The organism is Streptomyces griseorubiginosus (assembly GCF_017614965.1).
GTDB classification, from domain to species: Bacteria; Actinomycetota; Actinomycetes; order Streptomycetales; family Streptomycetaceae; genus Streptomyces; species Streptomyces griseorubiginosus_B.
In genome coordinates, this window is record NZ_WVUG01000047.1 from 14,961 (window position 1) to 40,327 (window position 25,367).

Annotated in this window: 20 protein-coding genes and 1 pseudogene; 12 read left to right on the forward strand and 9 right to left on the reverse strand. The window is 69.9% G+C overall.

All coding sequences use genetic code 11. From position 1 onward, the window contains the following. Positions 1-135: 135 nt before the first annotated feature. Both GRC12_RS12250 and GRC12_RS12255 read right to left on the reverse strand, forming a co-directional pair. The gene (locus GRC12_RS12250; protein WP_208779257.1) at positions 136-342 is read right to left on the reverse strand and encodes a hypothetical protein; all 207 of its coding nucleotides are present in this window, start codon (positions 340-342) and stop codon (positions 136-138) included. A gap of 333 nt (positions 343-675) precedes the next feature. Then, a complete protein-coding gene (locus GRC12_RS12255; protein ID WP_208779258.1) occupies positions 676-2,139 on the reverse strand; it encodes a PucR family transcriptional regulator in 1,464 nt (487 codons plus the stop codon). Between the two features lie 188 nt (positions 2,140-2,327). Here GRC12_RS12255 and GRC12_RS12260 point away from each other — a divergent pair, with 188 nt between their 5' ends. From GRC12_RS12260 to GRC12_RS12310, 11 genes are all read left to right on the forward strand, one after another. Further along, positions 2,328-2,708: a RidA family protein gene (locus tag GRC12_RS12260; protein WP_208779259.1), complete on the forward strand. Its 381-nt coding sequence runs from the start codon at positions 2,328-2,330 to the stop codon at positions 2,706-2,708. 469 nt (positions 2,709-3,177) lie between these two features. Then, positions 3,178-4,497, forward strand: coding sequence for a flavin monoamine oxidase family protein (locus tag GRC12_RS12265; RefSeq protein ID WP_208779260.1), 1,320 nt, complete (start codon positions 3,178-3,180; stop codon positions 4,495-4,497). Between the two features lie 56 nt (positions 4,498-4,553). Continuing rightward, positions 4,554-4,919 carry a cupin domain-containing protein gene (locus tag GRC12_RS12270; RefSeq protein ID WP_208779261.1) on the forward strand — a complete coding sequence of 122 codons (366 nt, stop codon included), beginning with the start codon at positions 4,554-4,556 and terminating at the stop codon, positions 4,917-4,919. A gap of 403 nt (positions 4,920-5,322) precedes the next feature. Next, positions 5,323-6,597 carry a flavin monoamine oxidase family protein gene (locus GRC12_RS12275; protein ID WP_208779262.1) on the forward strand — a complete coding sequence of 425 codons (1,275 nt, stop codon included), beginning with the start codon at positions 5,323-5,325 and terminating at the stop codon, positions 6,595-6,597. Positions 6,598-6,741: 144 nt separating this feature from the next. Next, on the forward strand, positions 6,742-8,271 hold the full coding sequence (locus GRC12_RS12280; protein WP_308286536.1) for an APC family permease: 1,530 nt from the start codon (positions 6,742-6,744) through the stop codon (positions 8,269-8,271). A 377-nt stretch (positions 8,272-8,648) separates the two neighbouring features. Beyond that, positions 8,649-9,965, forward strand: coding sequence for a type III glutamate--ammonia ligase (gene glnT, locus GRC12_RS12285; protein ID WP_208779263.1), 1,317 nt, complete (start codon positions 8,649-8,651; stop codon positions 9,963-9,965). 11 nt (positions 9,966-9,976) lie between these two features. Then, positions 9,977-10,834, forward strand: coding sequence for a glutamine amidotransferase (locus GRC12_RS12290; RefSeq protein ID WP_208779264.1), 858 nt, complete (start codon positions 9,977-9,979; stop codon positions 10,832-10,834). Further along, complete coding sequence (locus GRC12_RS12295) at positions 10,822-11,496, forward strand: glutamate synthase (RefSeq protein ID WP_208779265.1); 675 nt, start codon at positions 10,822-10,824, stop codon at positions 11,494-11,496. Before GRC12_RS12290 ends, GRC12_RS12295 begins: the two co-directional genes overlap by 13 nt. Positions 11,497-11,505: 9 nt before the next feature. Beyond that, positions 11,506-12,825, forward strand: coding sequence for an FMN-binding glutamate synthase family protein (locus tag GRC12_RS12300; RefSeq protein WP_208779266.1), 1,320 nt, complete (start codon positions 11,506-11,508; stop codon positions 12,823-12,825). Further along, positions 12,822-13,907: an FAD-dependent oxidoreductase gene (locus GRC12_RS12305; protein ID WP_208779267.1), complete on the forward strand. Its 1,086-nt coding sequence runs from the start codon at positions 12,822-12,824 to the stop codon at positions 13,905-13,907. Before GRC12_RS12300 ends, GRC12_RS12305 begins: the two co-directional genes overlap by 4 nt. Positions 13,908-13,916: 9 nt before the next feature. Continuing rightward, the gene (locus tag GRC12_RS12310; RefSeq protein ID WP_208779268.1) at positions 13,917-14,531 is read left to right on the forward strand and encodes a helix-turn-helix domain-containing protein; all 615 of its coding nucleotides are present in this window, start codon (positions 13,917-13,919) and stop codon (positions 14,529-14,531) included. Positions 14,532-14,871: 340 nt separating this feature from the next. On the opposite strand, the pseudogene GRC12_RS12315 reads toward GRC12_RS12310, so the two are convergent. From GRC12_RS12315 to GRC12_RS12345, 7 genes and pseudogenes are all read right to left on the reverse strand, one after another. Beyond that, positions 14,872-14,994: pseudogene (locus GRC12_RS12315) on the reverse strand (L-threonylcarbamoyladenylate synthase); the annotation flags it as partial. A gap of 435 nt (positions 14,995-15,429) precedes the next feature. Then, the gene (locus GRC12_RS12320) at positions 15,430-16,026 is read right to left on the reverse strand and encodes a dihydrofolate reductase family protein (protein WP_208779269.1); all 597 of its coding nucleotides are present in this window, start codon (positions 16,024-16,026) and stop codon (positions 15,430-15,432) included. A 363-nt stretch (positions 16,027-16,389) separates the two neighbouring features. Beyond that, complete coding sequence (locus GRC12_RS12325; RefSeq protein ID WP_208779270.1) at positions 16,390-17,475, reverse strand: NAD(P)-dependent alcohol dehydrogenase; 1,086 nt, start codon at positions 17,473-17,475, stop codon at positions 16,390-16,392. A gap of 36 nt (positions 17,476-17,511) precedes the next feature. Beyond that, a complete protein-coding gene (locus GRC12_RS12330; protein WP_208779271.1) occupies positions 17,512-19,035 on the reverse strand; it encodes an aldehyde dehydrogenase family protein in 1,524 nt (507 codons plus the stop codon). Positions 19,036-19,074: 39 nt separating this feature from the next. Continuing rightward, entirely contained in the window at positions 19,075-19,476 is a 402-nt protein-coding gene (locus tag GRC12_RS12335) for a Zn-ribbon domain-containing OB-fold protein (protein ID WP_208779272.1), read from the reverse strand. A 24-nt stretch (positions 19,477-19,500) separates the two neighbouring features. After that, positions 19,501-20,682 (reverse strand): thiolase family protein, encoded by a 1,182-nt coding sequence (locus GRC12_RS12340; protein ID WP_208779273.1) that lies wholly within the window; start codon positions 20,680-20,682, stop codon positions 19,501-19,503. A 38-nt stretch (positions 20,683-20,720) separates the two neighbouring features. Next, complete coding sequence (locus GRC12_RS12345; protein WP_208779274.1) at positions 20,721-23,918, reverse strand: crotonase/enoyl-CoA hydratase family protein; 3,198 nt, start codon at positions 23,916-23,918, stop codon at positions 20,721-20,723. Positions 23,919-24,218: 300 nt separating this feature from the next. Here GRC12_RS12345 and GRC12_RS12350 point away from each other — a divergent pair, with 300 nt between their 5' ends. Further along, entirely contained in the window at positions 24,219-25,136 is a 918-nt protein-coding gene (locus GRC12_RS12350; protein ID WP_208779275.1) for a LysR family transcriptional regulator, read from the forward strand. Positions 25,137-25,367: the final 231 nt, after the last annotated feature.

Genomic DNA, 25,367 nt, shown 5'->3' on the forward strand with positions numbered 1-25,367 from the left:
GGTCCAAGGCTTCCCGCCAAGGTCGACCACTCTTCGTCAACGACGACGCCATGGCCCCGGGAGGGTGGGCTCGTGTGTCTCCTGTGGTGGATGCCCTGAGGCGGAAGGGCGTGTGCGGGTATGCCTCCTCCTGGTTCAGCGGGCGTTCTGTTGCTGTCCTGGATGTTCTTGGGCGACCAGGTCCTTCGCGGGCACGGCGTCGATGATCCAGATATCGCGCCGTCGGTCGCCCAGGAACGCCGCGACGGCGAGCAGGAGTGCTCCCGTTGCGACGATGAGAACGACCAGGAGCGCCTTCGTCGCCATGAGCCTGGGCCAGGTTGCCTGAGACGACTTGTCCATCTGCTGTTCCGACGGGGCCGCCGGCGCAGAGGATGGTCATGGCGACTGCGGCCCGTTCCGTGGGGGCGCGCCGTTCGGTCAGTGCGTACAGGCTGATCATGCAGGGCGCGACAGTGAAGCTTGCGACGCCCGCCGCTGCAGGGACGGACACCAGTTGTGCACCGACGAAAGGGATCAGCGTGCCGGCGAAGAGAGCGCCGGCGAAGGAGACGTAACGGGCGCGCGGAGTGAACGGTTGCGGGAGCCAGGCGCAGGCGGCGCACGAGGGGCACTGGGAGGGTCTGCCCACCGGCGCTGGCCGCCGCGTCACCAGCGATGCAGGGAATGCAGGGACTAACCAGTTGAACGGGACGGCCTCTTGTCTCGAAAAATCGACCAGGCCGTGACGGCGACCCAGAGCTCGGCGATGTCCCGGGAATCCTTGAGGCTTCTGCCGGTCGCCGATTCGATCTGGCGGAGTCGGTAACCCAGGCTCTGACGGTGGATGTTGAGCTCCTCAGCTGTAGCGGTCCAGCTGCGATCATTGGCCAGGAAGCGGATCAATGTGATGAGAAGGCGGCCGTTTCGTGCATCGGCGGAGATCAGTGGGCCGAGGACGGTCTCGATGATCTCGTGTGCGGTCTCGTTGTCCCGAGGGAGTACCGAGCCGCGCACCTGTTCGTACTTGGCAACGCCGTCTGGTTGTCTGGGAGCGGCGGCGAGTGCCCAGACAGCTTTGTCGATGGCCCGGCCGAGATCGGTCAGGGCACTGAAGGGCTCTGACACCCCGACTGCTTGGGCAAGGGGCTTGACGGCGCTGACGGCCGCGTCCACTGCGCTGTGGCCGACGCAGCAGATCAGCTGGGCGGGAGTCCGTCTGGGCAGGTGGGCGACGCCGGCTGCGTGAAGCACGGTGAGCAGGTCGTTGGGTTTGTCTGTGGCTGCGGCGATGACCACCATCGCGTCCTCGGTCAGCCCCAGTTCCTGGCATTGCTCAGCCAGTACGTCGATGGGCATCTGCCCGGCGAGTACGAGGGAGGTGAGGTGTTCACCCTGGGCGACGGTGAGCATGTAGGTCGTGTGGAGGTTGTTCACCGCGACGGTGACCGCCTGCTTCAGGTGCGTCAGAGCGAATGCGTCGAGCATGCGCGAGCCCGATTCCTCGACCAGCAGTACTGAGCTGCGAACCGCGGCCAGTTCCCATGCCTTGGTCTTGCGGGCCGACCCGGACTCGTCCCCCAAGTTCGTTGCCTCTCGCTCTTTTGCCGGCCGGGAGAGGGCCCGGACGGTCTCGGGGGAGGGGTCCAGCGCTCCGGGGAGGATGAGGGCACCCGTGACCCGGTCTGCCACGGCCATGCGGATGCCGAAGGTGTTCTCCATTGCGGCGATGGCCTCGGCCGGGTTCGATGGAACGCTGTTCAGCGCCCGGTAGAGGCGGCTGATTTGCAGGAGCTGTTGGGCTTGCCCGGCTTCGTTGGCCAGCGCGACCGTGCGTCCGACGGTGATGAACGGGACGCTGTGGTCCGTGAGGAGGATCGGGAAGCCGAGGCGATTGGCCGCTGCGAACATCTCGGGAGTGAGTGGGGGAGCCATCTGGTCGTCTCCGACGGTCATGCCCGACAACTGTGCCCGCTTGAGATGCTCGATGAGCGCTACCTGGTCCTTGCTGGAGGTCGGCAGGCACAGCCCGACTGTCATCAGCAGCTCGTCCGGCCCCAGCCAGCTCCACGGGTCGGGCATCTCGCAGCTGTGCGCCCACAGCACGACGTGATCCAGTCCGTCGGCGCCGGCCAGCACAGTCTGTCCCAGTGTCGGCATGCCTACCAGGTCTCCGACGGTCAATAGGTCTGCCATGGAGCTCATACTCCAGTACATGTCTCGGAAGTTTTCTCTGACAGCCGCATGATGGAGCCTGAAGCGCGTCGAGGCTACTGTCCCTCCAACTGCAAATCTCCTGTTCAGGATGAATGCGGATGAATCTGGCATTGTTTGGCGGAAGCAGAGGCGTGACCATCGATACTCTTCACGGTCCCTGGGCCTGGGCCCCGAAGGCCCGTTACGCGCAAGCGGCCCGGGCCGGCGGGCTCATCTTCACCGGGGGCATCGGACCCTTCGGCGACCAGGGCAAGCTGATCGCCCCCTTCGGGGCCGGTTTGGCGAACACCGCCAGCAGGAACGTGTACGTGTCCGACATGGACGTCTACCGCGAGTTCGAGGCCGTACGTCAGGAGATCCTTACTGCTCCCCATCCTGCCTCCACGGTGGTGAAGGCAGGCCTGCTGCCCGACGGCATGCGCATCGAGATCAACGCGGTCGCGCGTGCCGAGGCGAGCCGTGTCGAGGCCGACATGCTCGCCGATGGGCCGCCCGGGTCCCAGGGGGAGTGAGCATGGCCGTCATCGATTCCCGCGACGACGCCGCGAGGGCACACGGCCCGACCGTGCTCATCGACGCCGCCATCGCTGCAGCGCACCCTGCTCTGCGCCCTGCGGCGGCGCCCGGTCCCTGATGTCCCCCGCCCTGACGAGGCAGAACCCCCGCGCAGGATCACCCGTGACATCGGTCCTCGTCTGCTCGGTGAGCTACGCCCCTGTTCAGCCTGGGCGACTTCACCGACCTCGTCGTCCTGGACGTCTTCCTGATCAACCTGCTGCCTCTGGTCAACCTGGCCGCGCTGATCGCCCTGCGTGTGGCTGGTCGGCGGCACTCTGCGCCTGTCCAAGCTCGCCTGCCTTCCCGTCGGCAAGTACCGCCGACGTAATCCCCTCACCACCAGGTTCTACGAGCCAGTGGCTTCCTGACCACCGCGTCCAGGAGCCAGTCCCGTCCCGCCCCTTCGTACGAGGAGAATCCAAGATGACCAGGCATGACGTGATCGTGATCGGGGCCGGACTCGCCGGTCTCAGCGCGGCCCGCGACCTGGCCGGGGCGGGAACCGACGTCCTCGTCCTGGAGGCCAGGGCCAGGGCCGGCGGCCGAGTCGAGCAGACCACCACCGGCGACGGCCGCACCGTCCAACTGGGCGGAGAGATCATCGGGACCTTCCACACCGCCTACCGCGAACTCGCCCTCGAGCTGGGCCTCACGCTCGGTCCCACCTTCACCGCCAGCCAGGGCGAGCTGTCGTGGATCCTGTCCGGCAGGCGCGTCACCGGCGACGACATGCCCTGGATGAGCGGCTCGGACCGACGCTGCTACGACGAGGTCGAGAAGCAGTACGCCAAGCTCGCCGCAACCGTCGACCCGGACGACCCCTGGAGCCATCCCGATGCTGTTGCCCTCGACCGTCTGTCGCTGGGGGACTGGCTGCGATCGGTGGGTGCGACACCCGCCGTCGTGCGGGCCCTGGAACTCGCGCACCTCGCCCTCGCCGTCGAATCCGTCGAGCGCACCTCCCTCCTCGCCGACCTGCGCAAGGAGTCAGCCGCCGGAGCGGAAGGCTTCTACAACTACGACACATGGGAGAACGAGCGAGTCCTGGAGGGCTCCGCGTCCGTCGCACTGCGCATGGCCGACGAACTCGGATCCCGTATCCGCTACAGCAGCCCGGTGCGCGCCGTCGATGTCCAGGCAGGGCGAGTCGACGTGACCCTGACCAGCGGCGAACGGATGCGGTGCTGCGACGTCGTGTGCGCGATCCCCGCCGGACCGCTGCGCCAGCTCCACATCAGCGGTGTCAGCCGGGACAAGCTCGCCTCCCTGACCCGGCAGCGGCACGCTCTGGCCACCAAGTTCGTCGCCGTCTACCAACACTCCTTCTGGGAGGACGCGAACCTCGACGGCACCAGCTACATGGAGCACAACCTTCTCGGCGGCACCTGGGCCCAGAACGACGGTGTCATGTCCGGGCTGGTGCCGCCGGAGCGCCTTGGCGCCTACCTGGCGACCCCCGAGCACCTGCGGCAGGAAAAGCTCCTCAACGAAGTCGCCGACGCATTCGGCCCCCAAGCGGCCCGTCCCCTCGGCGCCTACTTGCGGAACTGGGCAACCGATCCCTGGACGCAGGGCTACGTGACCGCCTGGCACCCCGGAGACGTCACCGCGGTCGGACCGCTCCACGGTCGGCACGAACCCCCGTTCTACGTCTGCGGTTCGGACCAATGGGTCTGCGGCTACATGGAAGGCGCCGTGCGCACTGGTCGCGGGGCGGCACGCCAGCTGATCGCCGCGCAGTGACGGGCCGGCAGGCGATCTCGCGGACAACAAGTAACGCATCGGACCAGAGGAACGACATGCCGAAGATCACCAAGATCCCCCGTACCGAGGACGTGCTCGCCGAGATGCGGCCGAGTCACTACGTCACGGCGCAAGCGCTGCGCAGCGGCAGCCCGAACGAGCAGGAGTCGAATCATCTGACCAGCTTTGACGGCCGCTTCAGCGTCGGCACGTGGCGAGCGGAACCGTACTCCGAGTACATCGACTCGTACCCGGGAGACGAGTACACCCGGATCCTGGAAGGACGCGTCACCCTCATCGGAGACGACGGTGAGACCCGCACCTTCGCCGGCGGCGACGCCTTCGTCATCGCCGCCGGCTGGCGCGGCGAGTACCGCGTGGACGAGACCCTGCTGAAGCAGTTCGCGTTCTACTACTCCTGACTCGCGACACGGCCGGCACAGTTACCCCTGGCGACGGCGGAAACACAGACCCGCGCCCCCCATACCCTTTGGCCTCCGCGAGACCGGAGGCCGGGGAGGCAGCCACCGGACCCGCCTGTCTCCCGCTCCCTGGGCTGCCATCCCACACCGGACAGCGATCACGTATCGGGAACTCGCTCGCGAGATGCGCTGCGAGTGCTCCGGGACCACCCCGACGGCTGCGAGACCGTCGATCACCGGCCGGGCCGGTGTGGTCGACGGCCCTGGCGCGCAGCGGCTGCTGCCCCACCTCCCGCCACCCTCACCGGAGTGCACCTGCCCACCACGACGCCCGGATCCGATCTCACCGCACAGCAAGGCCGCACCGCCGCACCCGCGGCGGCCCGAAGAGAGGAAGCGCATCATGGCAACTGACACCCTGTCGGAGACGACCGGCGGACGCGTGTGCGTCATCGGCGCGGGCCTGGCCGGACTGGCCGCCGCCACCCTGCTGGCCGACAGCGGTCGCGCGGTCACGGTGTTGGAGGCCCGCGACCGCGTCGGCGGCAGGGTCTGGTCCGAACGCCTCGATACACCGCTGGGCGCCGCCGTCATCGAGCGAGGCGCCGAGTTCGTCCTCGACGGCTACACCGCCTTCGGCGAACTTCTGGCCGCCACCGGCCTGCGCCTGGCCGACACGGGCATGAGCTACTACATACGCCACCCCGCCGACCTGCCGGCAGTGACGGTCGATCAGATCGCTGCGGTGGGTGCCCAGGCTGCCAAGCTCGCCGCCGAGCGTCCCGAATTGACCACTGCCCTGGCCGCCATCGAGGCCACCGGCGCCGACGAGGACGTCCGCCGGGTGCTGCAGGCCCGCGTGGAGATCTCGGCCGCGGCCCGCGCCGATGCCGTCCGCGCCGACATCTTCGAACACGTAGGCTCCTTCAAGCAGTTGCCCAGTTGGCGGGTGGCCGGCGGCAACCAGCGACTGCCGCTGGAGCTCGCCGAACGCCTCGGCGACCAGGTCCGACTCGGGGTGACCGTCACCACCGTCGAACAGTCGCACGGCCCGCACGGCCCTGCCGGACTGGTGCTGGTCCGCAGCGATGCCGGCGAGGAACTCTACGACGCAGCGGTGGTGGCGCTGCCGCTGGCCGTGCTGCGGGCCGGCCGGGTCAGGGTGCCGATGCCCGACTGGAAGCGGCAGGCGCTGGAAACCCTGGTGCCCGGCGATGCCTGCAAGTGGCACCTGCCGCTGGCTGAACGGCCCAAGACCAGCGCCGTGATGTCCGCGCAGGGCAGGTTCTGGAGCTGGACCGCCCGCGAGGGCAGCGGCGAGGTCGCCCCCGTCCTGAACGCGTTCATGGGCTCGGCGGACGCCATCGCGGCGCACCGTGTTCTCGACAGCCCGGAGACGGAGGGCTGGAGCGAGCAGTTGCGCGCCACCCGGCCGGGGCTGCTCGAGGCGGACGGCGCCGAGCCGTTGATCACCCGGTGGCCCGCCGACCCGTTCGCCCTGGGCGCGTACACCTCCCAGCCGGCCAACCCCGCCGCCGACGTCGACGCGATCCAGGCCCCTGTCGGCGCCGTGCACTTCGCAGGCGAGTACGCCGACACCAGCTACATGGGCCTGATGGAGGGAGCGATCCGCAGCGGACAGCGCGCCGCCCGGCAGCTTTTGACCGACGGAGCCTGACGAACCGCGACCAGCGTCGTGGTACTCACCGCGGCCAGTCGCGTCCCCTACACCCACATGTGCCCGGGCCGACAAGAGTGCCAACCAAGGCCTGAGCCCGTCCTGTCCGCGCAGCCTCCGTCTCTCCCACCCTCAGGAGCGCCCGTGTCAACGGAGACCGAGCACCACCATCCCGCCGACCCGGCGGGACCCGACACCGACAGCGCCGTACAGAAAGCCAAACTGCGCAAGCACTTCGGTCGCAGCGACATCTTCTTCTTCCTCGTCTGCACCCTGGTGGGCGTGGACGGCCTGGGCACCCTGGCCACCCAGGGCGGTGCCGGCTTCACGTGGCTGCTGATCTGCGTCGCTGTTTTCGCGGTGCCCTCCGCCATGCTGCTGGCCGAACTCGGGGCCGCCTGGACCGACGAGGGCGGCGCATACATATGGGTCCGCACCGCCTTCGGACAGATGCCCGCCGCCATCACCAACGTCTTCTACTGGGTCAGCAACCCGGTGTGGATGGGCGGCACACTGGTCAGCACCGCCATCGGCGGCATCGTCGTGTTCTTCGGCGGCGGTGGTTGGTCCCGGCCCGCCACCTACGCCTTCGGCCTGGCGTTCATCTGGACCGGCGTGCTGCTGTGCGTTTACTCCTTCCGGGTCGGCAAATGGATCGCCACGATCGGCGCGATCGCCCGGTTCGCACTCCTGGGCGTCTTCGTCCTGGTTGTCTTCGCCTACGGGCTGCAGCACGGCTTCCACGGTCCGGGCATCGGCGACTACGTGCCCACCTACCCCAGCTTCGTGCTGCTGGTGCCGCTGATCCTGTTCAGCCTGGTCGGCTTCGAACTACCCAGCTCCGCCGGGGACGAGATGAAGGACGCCACCCGGGACGTACCCGCCGGCATCGCCAAGTCCGTTGTGACCGCCACCGTGTTGTACGGACTGCCGGTGCTGGGCATTCTGCTGGTCCTGCCCTCCAGTCAGGCGACCGGCCTGGCCGGCTTCCCCGACGCCTTCCGCCAGGCGTTGACCGCCCTCGGCGGCCACGTCTCCACCGCCGCCGACGGCACGGTGACGGCGCACCTGTCGGGCCTCGGCACGGTCGTCGGCTGGGTGATGGGTCTGCTGGTGGTGGTCGTCGCCTTCACCTCGGGCCTCGCCTGGCTCATGGGCTCGGACAGGACGTTGGCGGTGTCCTGCTACGACGGCGCGGGTCCGAAGGCGCTGGGCGTCTTCTCCGAGCGCTTCGGCACCCCGGTCCGGGTCAACCTTCTCTCCGGGGTGGTGTCCACCGCCGTACTGGTGGCCGGGACGGAGATCACGGGCGGCAACATCTACAAGTTCTTTCAGGCCGAGTTGAACCTGACCGTGTCCACCACGCTCATCTCCTACCTCTGCATCTTCCCCGTGGCCTGGCGCCTGCGCCGTACCCGGCCGCAGCAGCCGCGCCCCTACCGGGCCCCGCGCGTAGGGCTCCTGACGACACTGTCCGTGAGTACCGCAGCCTTCTGCACCGCGCAGGTGTTCTTCCCTGGCCTCGGCATCCACTGGTTCGGCGACGACTTCCGACCCGACGGCTGGGCGGTACATGAGAAATGGACGTACCTGCTCACTGAATTGGTGCCGGTGACCGCCTTCGTCCTGCTGGGCGTGGCCTTCTGGGCCGTCGGCCGCCGCCGCAGCATCTGAGCTGCATCAGCAAGGGAGACTCCATCGGCATCCCAACCGGATTCGAAGAGCCACCAGGGGGCGCGGCGGGGTTTCCGGGAGCCTCGGCATGCCCGTCACCGCCGCAATCCGCTCGTTGTGGCATCGATCGTGCAACGGCCCTGGTCGTTGGGTGGTGGCGGGCCGGCTCGTACGGCGGGTCGTCCGATCCGGTCGCCGGCGAAGCATCCCGCCATCGTCTCCTGGCGGTATGTCAGGCCGAGTTCCGACTCCCTGGGGGGCGGGGCCCGGCCCTTTCGCTTACGGGGACCTTGCCCCGCGGAAATCTTCCCGTAACGCCCAGCCTGTCTACTCGTGTGCAACATTGATTCACCACAGTGGACACTCAAGGAGGGCCCATGGTGGCCGTCGCCCCCGATCTCGCCGAACTGGTCCGCGCCGACGGCGTCGAGTTCGTTCTCGCCGTCTTCGTCGACCTCACCGGCAAGCCGTGCGCCAAGCTCGTCCCGGCCCAGGCCGTCGAGGAACTCCGCGACGAGGGCGTCGGGTTCGCCGGCTACGCGGCCGGCGCTCTCGGTCAGCAGCCCAGCGACCCCGATGTCATCGCCCGCCCGGATGCTCGCTCGTTCACGCCCGTCCCGTTCGTCAAGCCGGGCCTCGCCCTGGTCCACTGCGACCCCTACGTGGAGGGCGAGCCCTGGCCCTACGCGCCGCGCGTCATCCTGCGCGGACTGCTGCAGCGGGCCGCGGCTCAGGGGCTGTCGATGTCGGTGGGCGCCGAGGTCGAGTACTTCCTCGTCCAGCGCGACGAGCACGGCGTGCTCAGTGTCGCCGATGCCAGGGACATCGCCGCCCGGCCCTGTTACGACGCTCGCGGGCTGACCCGCATGTACGACCACCTCACCGCCGTCTCCAGCGCCATGAACGCGCTCGGCTGGGGCAACTACGCCAACGACCACGAGGACGGCAACGGCCAGTTCGAGCAGAACTTCCGGCATGCCGACGCCCTCACCACCGCCGACCGGGTCGTCACCCTGCGCTATTTGGTGTCGGTGCTGGCCGAACAGAGAGGTATGACGGCCACGTTCATGCCGAAGCCGTTCACCGACCGCACCGGCACCGGCATGCACCTGCACATGTCGCTGTGGCGGGGCGAGGAGCCTGCTTTCCCCGACTCCGCCGACGGACGCGGTCTCGGCCTGTCCTCCCTCGCCTACTCGTTCGTCGCGGGGATCGTCGAACACGCGCGGGCACTGCAGGCCGTCATCGCGCCGACGGTCAACTCCTACAAGCGGACGGGTGCCCTCTCCACTCGCTCGGGCGCCACCTGGTCACCGCGTCTGGCCAGTTACGGCGGCAACGACCGCACCCACTTCGTTCGCGTCCCCGACGGCAACCGCATCGAACTGCGCGGCGGGGACGGTGCCGCGAATCCCTACCTCGCCGCTGCCGCCGCCCTCGCCGCCGGACTCGACGGCATAGAGCGCGGCCTCGACCCGGGTGAGCCCGGCGCGGCCGGCAAGGGCCCGGAACTGCCGCCGACCCTGCTGCATGCCGTCGAGGCGCTTCAGGCGGACGACGTGATCAGCGGCGCCTTGGACGCGGCCGGTCCCGGCGTGAGCCGGTACTTCGCCGACCTCAAGCGCGAGGAGTTCTTCGAATGGCACGCCACGGTCGGCGCCTGGGAGCTCGACCGCTATCTGACCGCATTCTGAAGGGACGTGAGATGTGCGGAATCGTGGGGCTCCATCTGCGGGGGCCCGCACTGGAACCACGGCTCGGCGAGTTGCTGGGCGCGATGCTCGGGCAGGTCGTCGAGCGGGGACCGGACTCTGCGGGGGTCGCCGTCTACGGCGACCCGCGGCTGTCCCCGCCCGGACGCAGCGTCGTGTCGCTGCTGGGCACCTCCATGGCCGAGGTGGAGGCCGCGCTACCGGGAGCGGTGGCCATCGACGCCGCCGCCACGACCGTGGTGCACGCGGAGGTGGAGCAGCTCAGGAGTGTGCTTCCCGAGGCCACGGTCGTCGGCTCCGGCGAGGGATGCGCCGTACTCAAAGGCGTCGGGACTGCACTGCAGTTGGCGGAGTCGTTCGGGCTCGCGTCCGTCACCGGCTGGCAGGGCGTCGGACACACCCGCATGGCCACGGAGTCCGCCGTGACGCCCGAAGGCGCCCACCCGTTCTCCGTCGGCCCCGGCCAGTGCTTCGTCCACAACGGCTCCTTCGCCAACCACGCCACCATCCGCCGGGAGCTGCGGGCCCAGGGCGTCGCGTTCGACAGCGAGAACGACTCCGAGGTAGGCGCCCGCTTCATCGCCCACCAGCTGGCGCAGGGTGCCGACCTGGAGAAGGCGCTGAGGCTGCTGTGCGAGCGGTTCGACGGCTTCTACACCCTCCTGGTGTCCACGAACGACTCCTTCGCGGTCGTCCGGGACGCCATCGCCTGCAAGCCGGCTCTGGTCGCCGAGACCGAGGAATGGGTGGCGATGGCCTCCGAGTACCGGGCGCTGGACGTCCTGCCGGGCGTCGAGAACGCCCGCATCTTCGAACCCGAGCCGGAAGTGGTGTACGTATGGCGACGCTGATCGACCTGGCCGAGACGCCGGTTCGGGATCTCAACCGGGCCCTGCACGCGCCGCAGGCCACATCCTGGCGTGTCCTGAACCCGCGCGGTGCGCATGCCGTGGCCTGCGGTATGCGCGAGGATCTCGCCGTCGACATCGAGGGCCACGTCGGTTACTACTGCGCGGGTATGAACCAGCGCGCGACGGTCACCGTGTACGGCAACGCGGGAACGGGGGTCGCCGAGAACATGATGTCCGGAACGGTGCGGGTGCGGGGGAACGCCTCGCAGTCGGCCGGGGCCACCGCCCATGGGGGACTGCTGGTGATCGACGGGGACGCGTCCGCGCGGTGCGGGATCTCCATGAAGGGCGTGGACATCGTCGTCGGGGGAAATGCCGGGCACATGAGCGCGTTCATGGCGCAGGCGGGGCGGCTGGTCGTCTGCGGCGACGCGGGTGACGCGCTGGGGGACTCGCTCTACGAGGCCCGGATCTACGTCCGCGGCACGGTGAAGTCGCTCGGCGCGGACTGCGTGGAGAAGGAAATGCGTCCCGAACACCTCATGGAACTGGCCGAGTTGCTCAAAGCGGCTGACCGGGACGAGGACCCGGCAACCTTCCGTCGCTACGGCTCCGCCCGGCAGCTGTACCACTTCAAGGCCGACAACTCGGCCGCGTACTAAGGACGATCGATGGACTTCGCCTCCCAGGGCCTGCGCGAGTCGGCCACCTTCGACCGCGCCACCATCCACGCCATCCAGCGCGCCGCCGAGACCGGCATCTACGACATCCGAGGCTGGGGCGCCAAGCGCAGACTTCCGCACTTCGACGACCTGTTGCTGCTCGGCGCCTCCATGTCCCGCTACCCGCTGGAGGGCTACCGCGAGCGCTGTGACACCGACGTCGTCCTCGGGACCTGCCATGCGAAGAACCCGCTGCGTCTGGCGACCCCCGTCACCATCGCCGGTATGAGCTTCGGCGCCCTGTCCGCCCCGGCCAAGGAGGCCCTCGGCCGAGGCGCCAGCGAGGTCGGCACCTCCACCACCACCGGCGACGGCGGGATGACTCCCGAGGAGCGCGGCCACTCCCGGTATCTCGTGTACCAGTACCTGCCGTCCCGCTACGGTATGAACCCGGACGACCTGCGCGCGGCCGACGCCATCGAGGTGGTCCTCGGGCAGGGCGCCAAGCCCGGCGGCGGAGGCATGCTGCTCGGGCAGAAGATCACCGAACGAGTCGCCGGCATGCGGACGTTGCCCGTCGGCATCGACCAGCGCAGCGCCTGCCGGCATCCCGACTGGACCGGCCCGGACGACCTCGCCATCAAGATCCTCGAACTGCGGGAGATCACCGACTGGGAGAAGCCGATCTATGTGAAGGTCGGCGCCACCCGGACCTACTACGACGTGAAGCTCGCCGTGCACGCGGGCGCGGACGTCGTCGTCGTCGACGGCATGCAGGGCGGCACGGCCGCCACCCAGGACGTCTTCATCGAGCACGTCGGCATCCCCACCCTGGCCGCCCTGCCCCAGGCGGTACAGGCGCTGCAGGAGCTGGGCGTGCACCGACAGGTCCAGCTGGTCGTCTCCGGCGGCATCCGGGGCGGCGCCGACATGGCCAAGGCCCTGGCCCTCGGCGCGGACGCGGTCGCCATCGGCACGGCCGCGCTGATCGCGCTCGGCGACAATCACCCCAAGTACGACGCCCAGTACCGCGAACTCGGCTCGGCGGCAGGCTACTTCGACGCCTATCAGGACGGCCGCGACCCGGCCGGCATCTCCACCCAGGACGAGGAGCTCGCCGCCCGCCTGGACCCTGTCGAGGCCGGTCGCCGTCTGGCCAACTACCTGCGCGTGATGACCATGGAGGCCCAGACCCTCGCCCGCGCCTGCGGCAAGGCCCACCTCCTGCATCTCGAGCCCGAGGACCTGGTGGCCCTTACCATCGAATCCGCCGCCATGGCCCGCGTCCCGCTCGCCGGTACGAACTGGATCCCCGGGCAGGACCGGTGATCGCCGTCGTGGGTGCCGGGCTGATGGGCGCGGCCACTGCCTGGCATCTCGCCCGACGCGGCCACGAGGTGACACTTGTCGAGGCGTACGACATCGGCCACCGGCACGGCAGCTCGCACGGCAGCTCACGGATCTTCCGACGGGCGTACGCCGACCCCTGCTACGTACGGCTGACCGGGCAGGCGCACGAGCAGTGGCGAAAGCTGGAGGACGACTCCTCAACCCCCCTTCTGCGCACGACTGGTGGCCTCGACCTGGGGGAGGGGCGCGACCCGAAGAGTCTGGCCGGGATCCTCACCGCGGCCGGGGTGGCCCACGAACTCTTCGGCGCGCAGGCCGCAGCCGAGCGCTGGCCCTTCATCCGGTTCGACGGGCCGGTGCTGTACCACCCGGATGCGGGCGTGATCAACGCCGACGAGACGGTGGCGGCCTGTGTGCGGCGCGCCGGCGAACACGGGGCCGACGCGTGGATCGGCGTCCGTGTCACCGGCGTCGACGTATCCGACACGGTGCTGCTGCACATGGACGACAGGCGTGAGCTCGTCGCCGACACGGTGGTGGTCGCGTCCGGGGCGTGGCTGCCGGAACTCGAACTTCCCGTACCCCTTCCCCCGATGACCGTGACGCAGCAGCAGGTCTTCCACTTCCGTCAGCGCGAGCCGTCCGCCGCCTGGCCGACCTTGGTCTTCAAGGACGGGGCGATGCAGACGTACGGCCTGCCGTCGGGCAGCGACGGCGGTCCGCTGCCCGCGGTGAAGGTCGCCGAGCACGACCGCGGCACCCCCACCACCGCCCGCACCCGCAGCGAAGCCGTCGACCCGTCGTCGCGCACGCGCGTGAGCGACTTCGTCCGCGATCGCCTGCCGGGGCTGGAGCCCGAGCCGGTGGCCGAAGCGACCTGCCTCTACACCACCACCCCCGACGAGGACTTCGTCCTCGACCGCCACGGCCCGTTCGTGATCGTCTCCGCGTGCTCCGGCCACGGCGCGAAGTTCGCCCCGCTCATCGGCTCGATGGCGGCCGACCTCGCCACCGGCCGGGCCGAGCCCCACCCCCGGTTCCGCCTGGACCGCGCGGGCTAGGATGCGCCGGTGAGCGAGCACCCCACCCCCGCACAGGACTCCGAGGACAAGGCCCTGGAGCGCATCATCGCCGTCCGGGCCCGTGAGTACCGGCAGGCGGCCGGGCTGTCGGTCGGCGAGATGGCGCAGCGGATCGGCATCTCCAAGGCCATGCTCTCGAAGATCGAGAACGCCCAGACCGCGTGCAGCCTCACCACCCTCTCCCGGCTTGCACGCGGTCTCGACGTCCCGGTCACCGCCCTGTTCCGCGGTATGGACGACGAGCGTGAGGCCGTCTTCGTCCCGGCCGGCCATGGTGCCCGCATCGTGCGGCGCGGCACCAAGGTCGGCCACGAGTACGCCCAGCTCGGCTCATTGCGGGGCGCCCACAAGCGGATGGACGCCCTGCTGGTCACCCTGACGGAGCAGAGCGAGGTCTTCCCGCTCTTCCAGCACGCGGGCACCGAGATCATCTACATGCTGGAGGGCGTCATGGTCTACGGCCACGGCAAGTCCAGCTACACCCTGCGCCCGGGCGACGCCCTTCAGTTCGACGGCGAGGCCCCGCATGGGCCGGAGTCACTGCTCCAACTCCCCATCCGCTTCCTCACTGTGACCGCCTTCGGGGACAGTTCGCACCATTGAACCCGGCTGCACTTGGCCATGGAGCTGTCCCGTAACGCACCCTCGTTCTCCTGCGGCGAAACAAGGTTTCCCTTGGCCGGACCTCTCGCGCCGTCGCCGGTTGCGGTTGAGGAAGTGGTGTACGGGTTCGACCTGATCCGGGGGTTTGCTCCGGCATCAGGATGGGGCCCGCATAGATGAACGGCCACCGGCTGATCTTCGAGGTGTCGAAGCCCGAAGGAGATCAGCACGATGACCGCACCCGACAGTGTGCCCCTGCACGCCCTCGTCGAGGACAACCTCGCCGCGGCGAGTCCCGATCTGCTGCGCGCGATGATCAAGACATTCGCCGACGCGCTCATGTGACCTGGCCGAAGCGGTTGGCGGACGGCGCCGTGACCCCGCCGCCGAAGGCCGCGAGCAGCGCGAGCGCGACGGGGTGGTCAGGCACGCGCACGGCGACCGTCTCCAGGCCACCGGTCGACGAGTGACAACCTCTCTCCATGAGAATTGCGCCTCACCGCCACCGATGGGCACCCACCATCTCACCGAACATCAAGCCTTCGACGTCCGCTACTCCCAGGAGGAACAACATCAAACTCCGTGAGGTGGCCCGCCGCGTCTGCGAACAGGGCACCCTCCTGACCTCTGGCGTGAGCCGGCTCCCCCGGCTCTGGACCGAACCGGAGGGGCCTGAGCTGGGCCGGCCCCAGGGGAAGCGCCACCGGGCCCGGCCTGCGCACCAGGTCCATGCCGCAGACGCCGAAGATCGCGCCGCACGCGGCCGGCCTCGGGTCGCCCCCGCTCGACTCACCTTCGTGCAGCCGTCCACGGCCCTGGCATGCGGCACGGCGGTGCTTGCGTGATCCTCTGAGCGCGCCCGCGCCCGGCCTCCACGAGCGCCGCCCGTCCGGGGCGTTCAGCTGCCGACGCGCGTGTAGGTGAGGAACACTGCGCCGCTCTTGAGGGCGGTGTGGTCTGCGAGTGTCCAGGTACGCGGGTCGAAGGCAGCCTTGCGGGAGAACAGCGGAATCCCGTCGCCGATGGTCAGCGGGCCGACTTTGAGGATGAGCGTGTCGATCTCGGCGTACAGAGAGCCCGCGAACTCGGCGCCGCCCAGTAGCCAGATGTCCTTGCCTTCCTGCTGCTTTAGTTCGCGCACGGTTGGCACCGGGTCGTCGGCGACCAATTCGACGGCCGAGTCCGGGCTCTCGGCCAGCGTCCGGGAAAATACCAGGTGGCGCAGGTGGGGGTAGGCGTCGGTGATGCCGGCCGCAAGACCGATCTCGTAGCTGCGCCGCCCCTCCAGCACTGTGTCGAAGTGCGTGCCCTCCGCCGTGACGGACAGCGCCTGCCGGGCCTGGACGGGCAGTGTCTCCGGATACTCGGCCACGAGGTGCTCTATGTAGTCCTCCGTTATGGGCCAGAAGCCGTTGGGACCGGTGGGGTCGCCGCCGTCCGGGCCCGCGATGAAGCCATCGAGAGTGGTGGCGATGTAGTGGACGAGTTTGCGCATTCAGGGTCCTTCCGTTGGTCACGCTGTCTGGTTACGGCCCGCACTGCCGGGTCGCCCGCCGAGGTGCGAGGCCGCTGGTGATCACGGCACCCGTCCAACCGACGCGAGCACCGAGCCGTCCAATCTGGTGAACTCGTCCGCGCACCAGAGCTCAACTGCTGCCCGAACCCATCGACAAACGCTGTCGCTTGACGTGGACAAAGTCAACGGAGTGACTCCCGCGTCGACTCCGCGTCCACGGCACCCCACGGCCATGGGGAGTGGCCGGGCGCGGACTGTGTCGTTGTGTGAGGGGCGCCCGCGCTGGTAGGGCACTTTCTGCCGTTACCGTGCCGGACCTGTGCCTATGGACTCGGCCCGGGCTCAGAAAGTGAGGACGGGCTTGACGACATCTGTCCGCATGCGTGCGACCGCCTCGTCGATGTCTTCGAAGGCGAACGTGGAGATGACGCGGTCCGCGGGGAAACGGCCCTGCGCGTGCCAGTCGAGTAGGAGTGGCACGAGCTCGTACGGATTCGCGTCGCCCTCGATGCTGCCTCGGATCGTCTTGCCGCCTCCGATGAGGTCCATGACGTCGAAGCCGATGTCCACCGCGCCGAGGCCCACGACGACCAGGGACCCCAGGGGGGCCAGCGCCAGGGCGGCGTTGCGGATCACACCGGGGACCCCGGTGGTGTCGAAGCCATGGGTCGCTCCTCCTGCGGTGAGTTCCCTGATCTGCTCGACGAGGTCCGCGCTCGCGCCGTCGAGGGAGTGAGTGGCGCCGAGTTCCGTCGCCAGGGCACGCCGCTCCTTGGAGAGGTCGACGGCGATGACGGTGCCGGTGCCGAGGGCCGCGGCGGCCATGATCGCCGCGAGTCCCACCCCGCCGGCGCCGTACACGACCAGGCTGGAGCCGGGAGTGGGCCGCAGCAGGTTGACGACCGATCCCGCGCCCGTCTGGAAGCCGCACCCCATGGGTGCGGCGGTCACGAGGTCGGTGTCCTGCGGGACGACGACGATGTTCTCGCGCGAGGCGAGCGCGTGGCGGGCGAAGCTCGACTGGCCGAAGAACGAGGACCAGACGTCGCCGCCCTGATGCCTGAGCGTCGAGCTGCCGTCCGGGCGGCGCCCCGCGTTGTTCAGGGTGGCGAACCGCTCGCAGTACGCGCGTCGTCCGGCGGCGCACCGGGCGCAGGCGCCGCAGCTGTTGTAGCTCAGCACGACGCGGTCTCCGGCTCTCACACCGGTGACATCGGCACCGGTCGCCTCCACGACGCCGGCGCCCTCATGGCCGTACACCGCGGGAACGCCCGCGGGCATCAGGGCCTTCGTGGCCAGGTCGGTGTGGCAGATGCCCGCCGCGGTGAGGCGGACGAGGATCTCGTCTGGGCGGGGGTCCGAGATCTCGACGTCCTCGATGGTGAAGCCGGTGTCGGGTCCGTAAGAAACAGCCGCTTGGGTGTGCATGGGGTTCTCCGGGTGGGATGCGGGAGCGGGGACGATTCAGGACTGCCGAGGGGACGTGCTCTCGCCGATCCGCTGCCGGATCTCGGCCAGGGTGTGGGCGACCACACCGCGCAGGGCATCCGCCTCGGCCTGTCCCGCCGGGGGCAGGAGGCTCTGGGCCAGCCCCTTCGGAGCCGTACTGGCGGCGATGGTCCGGCGGTGGCTGAACGTCAGGAAACCGACCTTTCCGTGGTAGGCGCCCATGCCGCTGCGTCCGATGCCGCCCGACGGCGCGCCCTCGATGCCCCAGTGCACGGCGAGGTCGTTGCGGCTGACGCCGCCCGAGGTGGTCCGCCTGATGAACTCCTGGAACTCCGGTCCGTCGGAGCCGAAGAAGTAGGCGGCCAGGGGGCTGGGGCGGGTGTTGACGTAGGTGATGACGTCGTCGAGATCGTCGTACGGGTACACGGCCAGAACCGGGCCGAAGATCTCCTCCGAGGCGACGGCCATGTCCTCGGTCACGTCCAGCAGCACGGTGGGCGCGATACGGCGGCCCGCGCGCTGGGGCAGTGCGTCGGTCTCCTGGGGCGGTGCGATGGTCAGCACCCGCGCCCCCTTGGACTGGGCGTCGGCGACCAGTGCGGTCACCCGGTCGAAGTTGCGGTCGTCGATGATCGAGACCACGTCCGGGTTGTCGAGGTAGGTCGGGAAGTGGGCCCGCACCGACTCTTCGTACACCGCCAGGAACTCCTCGACGCGGTCGCGCGGGACGAAGACGTAGTCCGGGCAGAGGCAGATCTGACCGCCGTTCATCAGCCGCATGCCGGCCACGCGTTCGCCCGCCAGGGTGACGTCTGCGTCCGATCCGAGGACGACGGGGTTCTTGCCGCCCAGTTCCAGTGTCACCGGCACCAGGTTCTCCCCGGCGGCCGCCGCCACCCGGGCCCCCACACGGGGAGAGCCGGTGAAGATGAGGTGGTCGAACGGGAGCGACGAGAACGCCGACGCGGTGGCGACACCGCCACGTACGACCACCACCTCCTCCACGGACATGCGGGAGGCGACGGCCCGGGCGAAGACCTCGGCCGTCCGCTCGGCCACCTCCGAGAACTTGATCATCACGCGGTTGCCCGCGGCCAGCGCCTCGATGGCCGGCTGGACGACGAGGGTCACGGGGAAGTTCCAGGGGCCGACGACACCGACGACGCCTTTCGGGCGGTTCTGCACGAAGGCCGGCCGCCCGGCCTCGGCGGAACCGGGGACCTCCTCGTCCGCCATCCATCCCGCCAGGTTCTCCCGGATCAGCTGGACGTCCGGAATGGCGCCGACGATGTCGCTCGCCAGGCTCGTCAGCGGGGGGCGGGAGCCGAAGTCGGCGTCGAGAGCGGCGCACAACTTGTCGGCGTGTTCCAGGACACAGGCCATGAGGCGGTCGATGCGGTCGAGCCGTACGTCCAGGGCGGGCGGGCCCTCGGCCAGGAAGGCCGCGCGCTGGGCGTCCAGCAGCCGCCGCTGAACCTCCGCCGGCGGATCGAGCGGTTGCGGGCCGGCGAGGTCTGGGGCTGTGTGCAGGGTGCTCATGGAAGGTTCCCTCGGTGTGCTCTCGTGTGTGGGGGCGGCTCAGGCAGCGGGCAGGAAGACGGGGATCGCCTCGCCGCCTTCCGGGTGCTCGAAGGCGACGTTGACGGACATCCCGGGCCACGGACGCTCGCCGGCCCGCAGCCCGTTCAGCGCCGCATACAGCCAGGGCCCCTCGGCGAGTTCGACGAGCGCCACGACCCGCTGCGGGGCGGGAGCGTCGTCGCCGGGGCGGCCGTGTATGGCGGTCCACGAGATGACGGTTGCGGTGCCGGCGGCCGGTACCCAGGCCGCCGTGGGCTCCTGGCACGCGGGGCAGGCCTCGAACTGGGGCGCGGCGTGCGCGCCGCAGGCGGTGCAGTGGCGGATGAGCAGTTCACCGCGCGCCGTCCCGTCGAAGAACTTCTCGGTCGCGGCGTCGCGTCGTACGACGAGGGTGGTCATGGTGGCTCCATGGATCGGTGGTGGTCAGGCGTGCGGGTGAGGGCTGAGGACCAGCGTCGAGTGGTGGTCGAGGATTCCGCCGTTGCCGCTGACCAGGACGACGTCGTGGCGCGGTACCTGCCGTTCGCCCGCCTCGCCGCGGGCCTGGAGAACGGCCTCGGACAGCGGGGTCATGCCCCACATGTAGTAGGAGGAGAGCTGCCCGCCGCCGGTGTTGACCGGCAGCGATCCGCCGGGCGCGAGCGCGCCGCTCGCCGCGAAGGAGCCGCCCTCGCCCTTGGCGCAGAAGCCGTAGTCCTCCAGGGTGAGGAGCACGGTGAAGGTGTAGCAGTCGTACAGTTCGGCGACGTCGACGTCACCGAGGGAGACGCCCGCCATCTTCAGGGCCGCGGGGCCCGCCTGCGCTGCCCCGCTGACCAGGCCGAAGTCGCTGCCCTGGTGCATCGGGTAGCCGGGGTGGGACTGGGCCCAGCCGAGTAGGTGGACGGGCGGCCTGCGCAGGTGGGCGGCGCGCTCGGCGGTGGTGACGATGACGGCGATGCCGCCGTTGGTGACCAGACAGCAGTCCAGCAGATGGAACGGCTCGGCGATCATCCTGGACGCCTGGTGGTCGTCCACTGTGATGGGGTCCCGCAACTGGGCGCGGGGGTTGGTCGCCGCCCAGGCCCGCTGGGCCACGGCGATGTGGGCGAGTTGTTCGCTGGTGGTGCCGTAGGTGTCCATGTGACGGCGGGCCGCCAGCGCGTACAGGGGGTTGGCGCCCATGATCCCGGCCGCTGCCATGAGGCCCCGCCAGCCGGACGCGCCGGCGGCCCGCGCGTAGGCCGCGCCCGACGACGTTTTCTCCTTCAGCGGTGCGTCGGCGAAGACACAGGCCACAGCCTCGGCCAAACCGGAGCGCACGGCCATCGACGCGTACTGCACCATCGCGCCGGCGGTGGAGCCGTACGCCTGTACTTCCGACAGCAGCCGCAGGTCCTTAAGGCCCAGGTCCTTCTGGAGGTCGAGACCGACCCCGCCGAGGACGCCGCTGCTGGTGAGCAGGCCGTCGAGGTCGGCAAGGGCCAAGCCCGCGTCGTCGGCGGCGCGCCGTACGGCGTCGGCCGCGAAGCCGGCGGGGCTGCGGCCGTAGATCTTGCCCATGTCCGTCATGCCGAGTCCCGCGATGACGGGGCCTCGGGGAGCGGGGTGTGAGGAGGTGGTCACGTCAGGTGCCTTTCGTTGTGCTGCCGCCGATGACGGGTTCAGCGCGCCTGCCAGACCGGGGTGCGCTTCTCGGCGAAGGCCCGGGGGCCTTCCTGGGCGTCCTGGGAGGTCATCAGCGTCTGCGCCTCCTGATGGGAGAGGTCCCAGGCGGCCTGCTCAGCGTCGACACGCCCGGCGGTGATGCCGCGGGCGATGCGCTTGCTGGCCTGGACGGCGAGCGGGGCGTTGGCGGCGATGCGCTCGGCCAGCGCCAGTGCTTCGTCGAGCACCTTCTCGGCGGGCACGACCCGGTTGACCAGGCCCAGGTCGCGGGCGGTGGCCGCGTCGAGCGGGTCGCCGGTCAGCAGCAGCTCCATGGCGACCTTGGACGGCAGCTGGGCGGCGAGCCGGAAGGCGCCGCCGGCGGCGGCGATGATGCCCCGCTTGACCTCCGGCAGCCCGAAGGAGGCGTCCTCGGCCGCGACCACGAGGTCACTGGCGAGGGCGATCTCGGTGCCGCCGCCGAGGGCGAAGCCGCGCACGGCGGCGATGGTGGGCTTGCCGATGTGATGGCGGACGTAGCCGGCGAAGCCCCACGCCTCGGCCTCGGGCGGCATGATGTTCTCGCCTCGGGCCACCGCCTTCAGGTCGGCGCCGGCACAGAACGCCTTGTCTCCGGCGCCGGTGATGACGACGGCCCGTATCTCCGGGTCGCGGTCCGCCTCCTCCAGCGCGTTGCCGACGCCCAGGGCGAGCGCCGCGTTGACCGCGTTGCGGGCTTCGGGCCGGTTGAGGGTGACCACCATGACGTGGCCTCGGCGTTCCACGAGGACGGTGGGTGCGGGGGAACTCACGGGCGGTGTCTCCTCAAGGGTCTCCAGCACTCCTCGGGCGAGCAGCTGGTCGGTTTCTACGTCGGACAGACCCAGCAGCTCGCGGCTGAGCTGCCGGGTGTGCTCGGCGGGCAGCGGGGCGGGGCACTGCGGCGGGTCGGCGAGGTGGCGCGAGCGAGCGGGACGGGCCTCGGTGGGCAGGGGCTCGTCGAAGGTCGGCTGCCGCAGCTCGGTGAAGAAGCCGCGGGCCTGCAACTGCGGGTCCGTCAGGAGTTCGTGGACCCGCAGCATCGGCGCCGCCGGAACTCCGCAGGCTTGGAGCAGGCTGCTGACCTCCCGCGGGGAACGGGATGCTGTCCAGGACGACAGGGCCTCTTCGATCCGCCGGCGGCCGGCCAGGCGTCCCTCGGGCCGGGCCAACTCCGGGTCGGCGGCCAGGACTTCGTACCCGGCCACCGCACACAGCCGGTTCCAGTCCACGTCGTCACGGATGCCGATCGCGCACCACTGGTCGTCACCGGCGCAGGGCACCACCAGGTCGATGGTCATGGCTCCGGTGTGCAGCGATCCGGGGTTCAGCCACTCTCCTGCCAGGTGCTCGGCCAGGGCGTCGAGGATGATCTCCGCCTGCGCGATGCCGACGGTGCCCCCGCGGCCGGTACGGCGCAGCCTTGCGAGCTGGGCCACGACGGCCGCAGCGCCGACCCGCCCGACCACGTGATCCGGGTAGATGGTGATCGAGTCACTGTGGCCGTCCGGATCGTCGGGGTAGCGCCACAGGTCGCTCAGCCCGGTCGAGGCCCGCACCAGCGGCCCATATCCCATACGACGGCTCCACGCACCGCTCGCGCCGAAGGCGCTGCTGTCCGCGATGACGAGACGGGGGTTCAGTCCTAGGAGTACGTCGGGGCCGAGACCGAGGGACTGAAGCGTGCCGGGCTTGAAGTTGGACAGGACGATGTCGGCTTCGGCGGCGAGCCGCTTGAAGAGGCCGACGCCTTCCGGGTCGCGCAGGTTCAGGCCCAGGCTGCGCTTGTTGCGGTGGCCCCAGGCGGCCGACGCGGTGATGACCTCGCCGGTGACGGACTGCCGTCCGCCGTCCGGGAAAGCGCGGTTCTCCACCTTGATCACATCAGCGCCGTGGTCGGCGAGGAGCCGGCCGAGTTCCGCTCCGGCGACGATGACACCGAGGTCGAGGACGCGCAGCCCGGCCAAGGGGTTAACACGTTCGGGCCTCGTTTCACCGCGTACCGGTTCGACGCGTGCACGCACCTCGGTGAGCACCTCGTCGGTGTGCTCACCCGGCAGCGGGGCCCTGCGCAGCGGGGACGGTCGCGCTCCGTCGATCTCCAGGAATCCCGCCGGTATGCGAGCCGTAAGTCCGGGAGCGAGTTCGGTGTCCGCGAGCGCCCCGCGCTCCAGGTAGTGCTCGGCACGCAGGGCGTCACCGGCGGTGAGGACGGCCGCGATGGGCACGCCGTGCTCCTGGCCCTGCCGTACGAGGTCGTCGCGGGAGCGGTCGCGAAAGAGGTCGGCAATCCGGGCGTGGATCCGGTCGGCCTCCTGGAAGCGCACGGCGATGTTCTCGTAGCGCCGGTCGGCCAGTTCCTCGGGCTCGCCCAGCCAGGCCCGCATGCCGCGCCACTGCCGCGGGCTCAGCACACAGACGCGCACCAGGCCGTCGGAGCACCGGAAGATCGGGTAGAGATGCCCGGCGGCGGGTCGGCCGGGCGGCAGGTCTGCGGCGCGTCGGCCCCCGGTGGCGGAGCCGCCCATACCGAAACCGGGGTCCAGGATCTGGGTGACCGCCTCGTGCACGGAAAAGTCGATGTGGTCGCCGCGCCCGGTCTCAAGGCTGCTGTAGTGCGCGAGCAGGGCCACCCATGCGGCCTGCAGATATGCGGACTCGGTGACGATCGAACCGGGAGGCGGAAGCGGTGGGCGCCCCGGCAGGCCGGAACGGCACAGAAGGCCGCCGAGGGCCGCGTGCACGGCGTCGGTCGCCGCGTATCCCGCATAGGGGCCGGTCAGTCCGAAGTCGGTCACGGTGACCAGGACGAGCCGGGAATTTCGGGCCGTGACGCTCTCGTAGTCGAAGCCCGGCACGCCGCAGCGTTCGGACTCGATCCAGATGTCCGCCGCGTCCAGCAGCGCCCTCAGGCCGCACCGGCCGTCCTCGGTGTCCAGCTCGAGGGTGACGCCACGCTTACCGGCATTGCGCACGGCGAAGTACAGGCTGGTTCCCTCGTGAAGCGGGGCCCGGGTGCGGGCACGAGCGCCCCCGGGCGGCTCCACGAGGATCACGTCGGCGCCCAGGCTCGCGAGGAAGCGGCCCACTCCCTCGCCGCGTCCGTCGGTGGTGTCGACCACCCGGACCCCGTACAGAGGTGCCGACGTGTCCCCGCCGGTCACTGCTCCGGTCATCGTTCGCCTCCTGGGCCGGGCCGGTCAGCGCCGCGCACCGACGCAGGGCACGGCGGACCGATCCAGAGCCGAGGGGCCAAGGGGGATCACGCCGGGGTCGGGGAGGGAACACCCCGTACCCGCGCACGCCGGAGACCTGCGGCGGCCTGATGTCGGCCGTATGAACACCGCGTTTCCGTGCATCAGCCTGGACCGGCACGCGGGTGCCTGTACACGTCCGTTTCGCTCATGTGCACGTGACCGAAACGGCAACGTCGCAGCTCCTGGAGGCGGATGCGGAGCGGGTGATCTACTGGCTCCGTGGACATCCAGCAGCTTCGCTACTTCTTGGCCGTCGCCGACGAGCTGCACTTCGGCCGGGCCGCGGACCGCCTGCATGTGACGGCTTCACCCCTGAGCCGCCGTATCCGGGAACTGGAGCACGAGCTCGACCGTGACCTGTTCGTCCGCGAGCACCATCACGTGGAGCTGACTTCTTTCGGTGCGGTCTTCCGCGAACGTGCCAAGGCGGTGGTCCGGGACTTCGACCGTTTGCGGGACCTCGCACACGACTACCTGGACGTCCCACGATGCCGGGTCGGCGCGGCTCCCTTGACTCCGCCGAAAGTCATGGACACGGTCATCACCGCCTACCGCGAGACCGCTCCGAGTGTCGAGCTTCCCGTCACGCTCGCGTCGTCGGCCGAACTCCTCGACCAGCTCACCGCCGACCGCATCGATCTCGCCGTCGTCCACCTTCCGGCCACCACACCCGGCACGGATAGCCTGGTCATCGCCACTGGCTCCATCGGCATGGTGATGGCGGCGACCGACGAACTCGCCACTCGCACCTCGCTGACCCTGCGGGACCTGCGGGACCGTCAAGTGCTGATGACCTCGGCCAAGGTGCACCCGTCTGTGATGAGCGAGAACAGGACCGCGCTCCTGAATGCCGGTGTCACGCACCTGGTGGATCTGCCGCACAACGACATCGTCCAGACCGCCGCCCACGTGCTGCGCACCGGCGCACTGACCCTCACCGTCCTCGGTGACGAGGACCTGCCCACCACACGTGTCTTCGCCGCTCCGGCTTTCCGTGTGGTGCCGCTCGACGAGCCCGGACTGACCCTGCGGGCCGGGATCGTGTGGCGCAGATCGGCCGAGGAAACAGTGCCGGGTCTGCGGGAGGTGCTCGCCACTCTGAAGCAGAGGTACGTGGGCGATCCGATGCCACTGTGATCCGCTGCCCGCAGGGGTCTCGGTCAGCGTCGGGCTGGACGCGGAACGCCTCGTCGTCCGCTGCGCGGAGCCTGGCCCCGCCATCTGGCGGAATGGGTGGGAACAGTTCCCGCCAGCTGCAGGTTCCTCCGCCGGAGCCCGCCCCCGAGAGTGGCCGTACGTTCCCGTTGCGTTCCCAAAAGGAGAGAACGATGGCCGATCAGACGACGGCAGACTTCCTCGGCTCTGCCC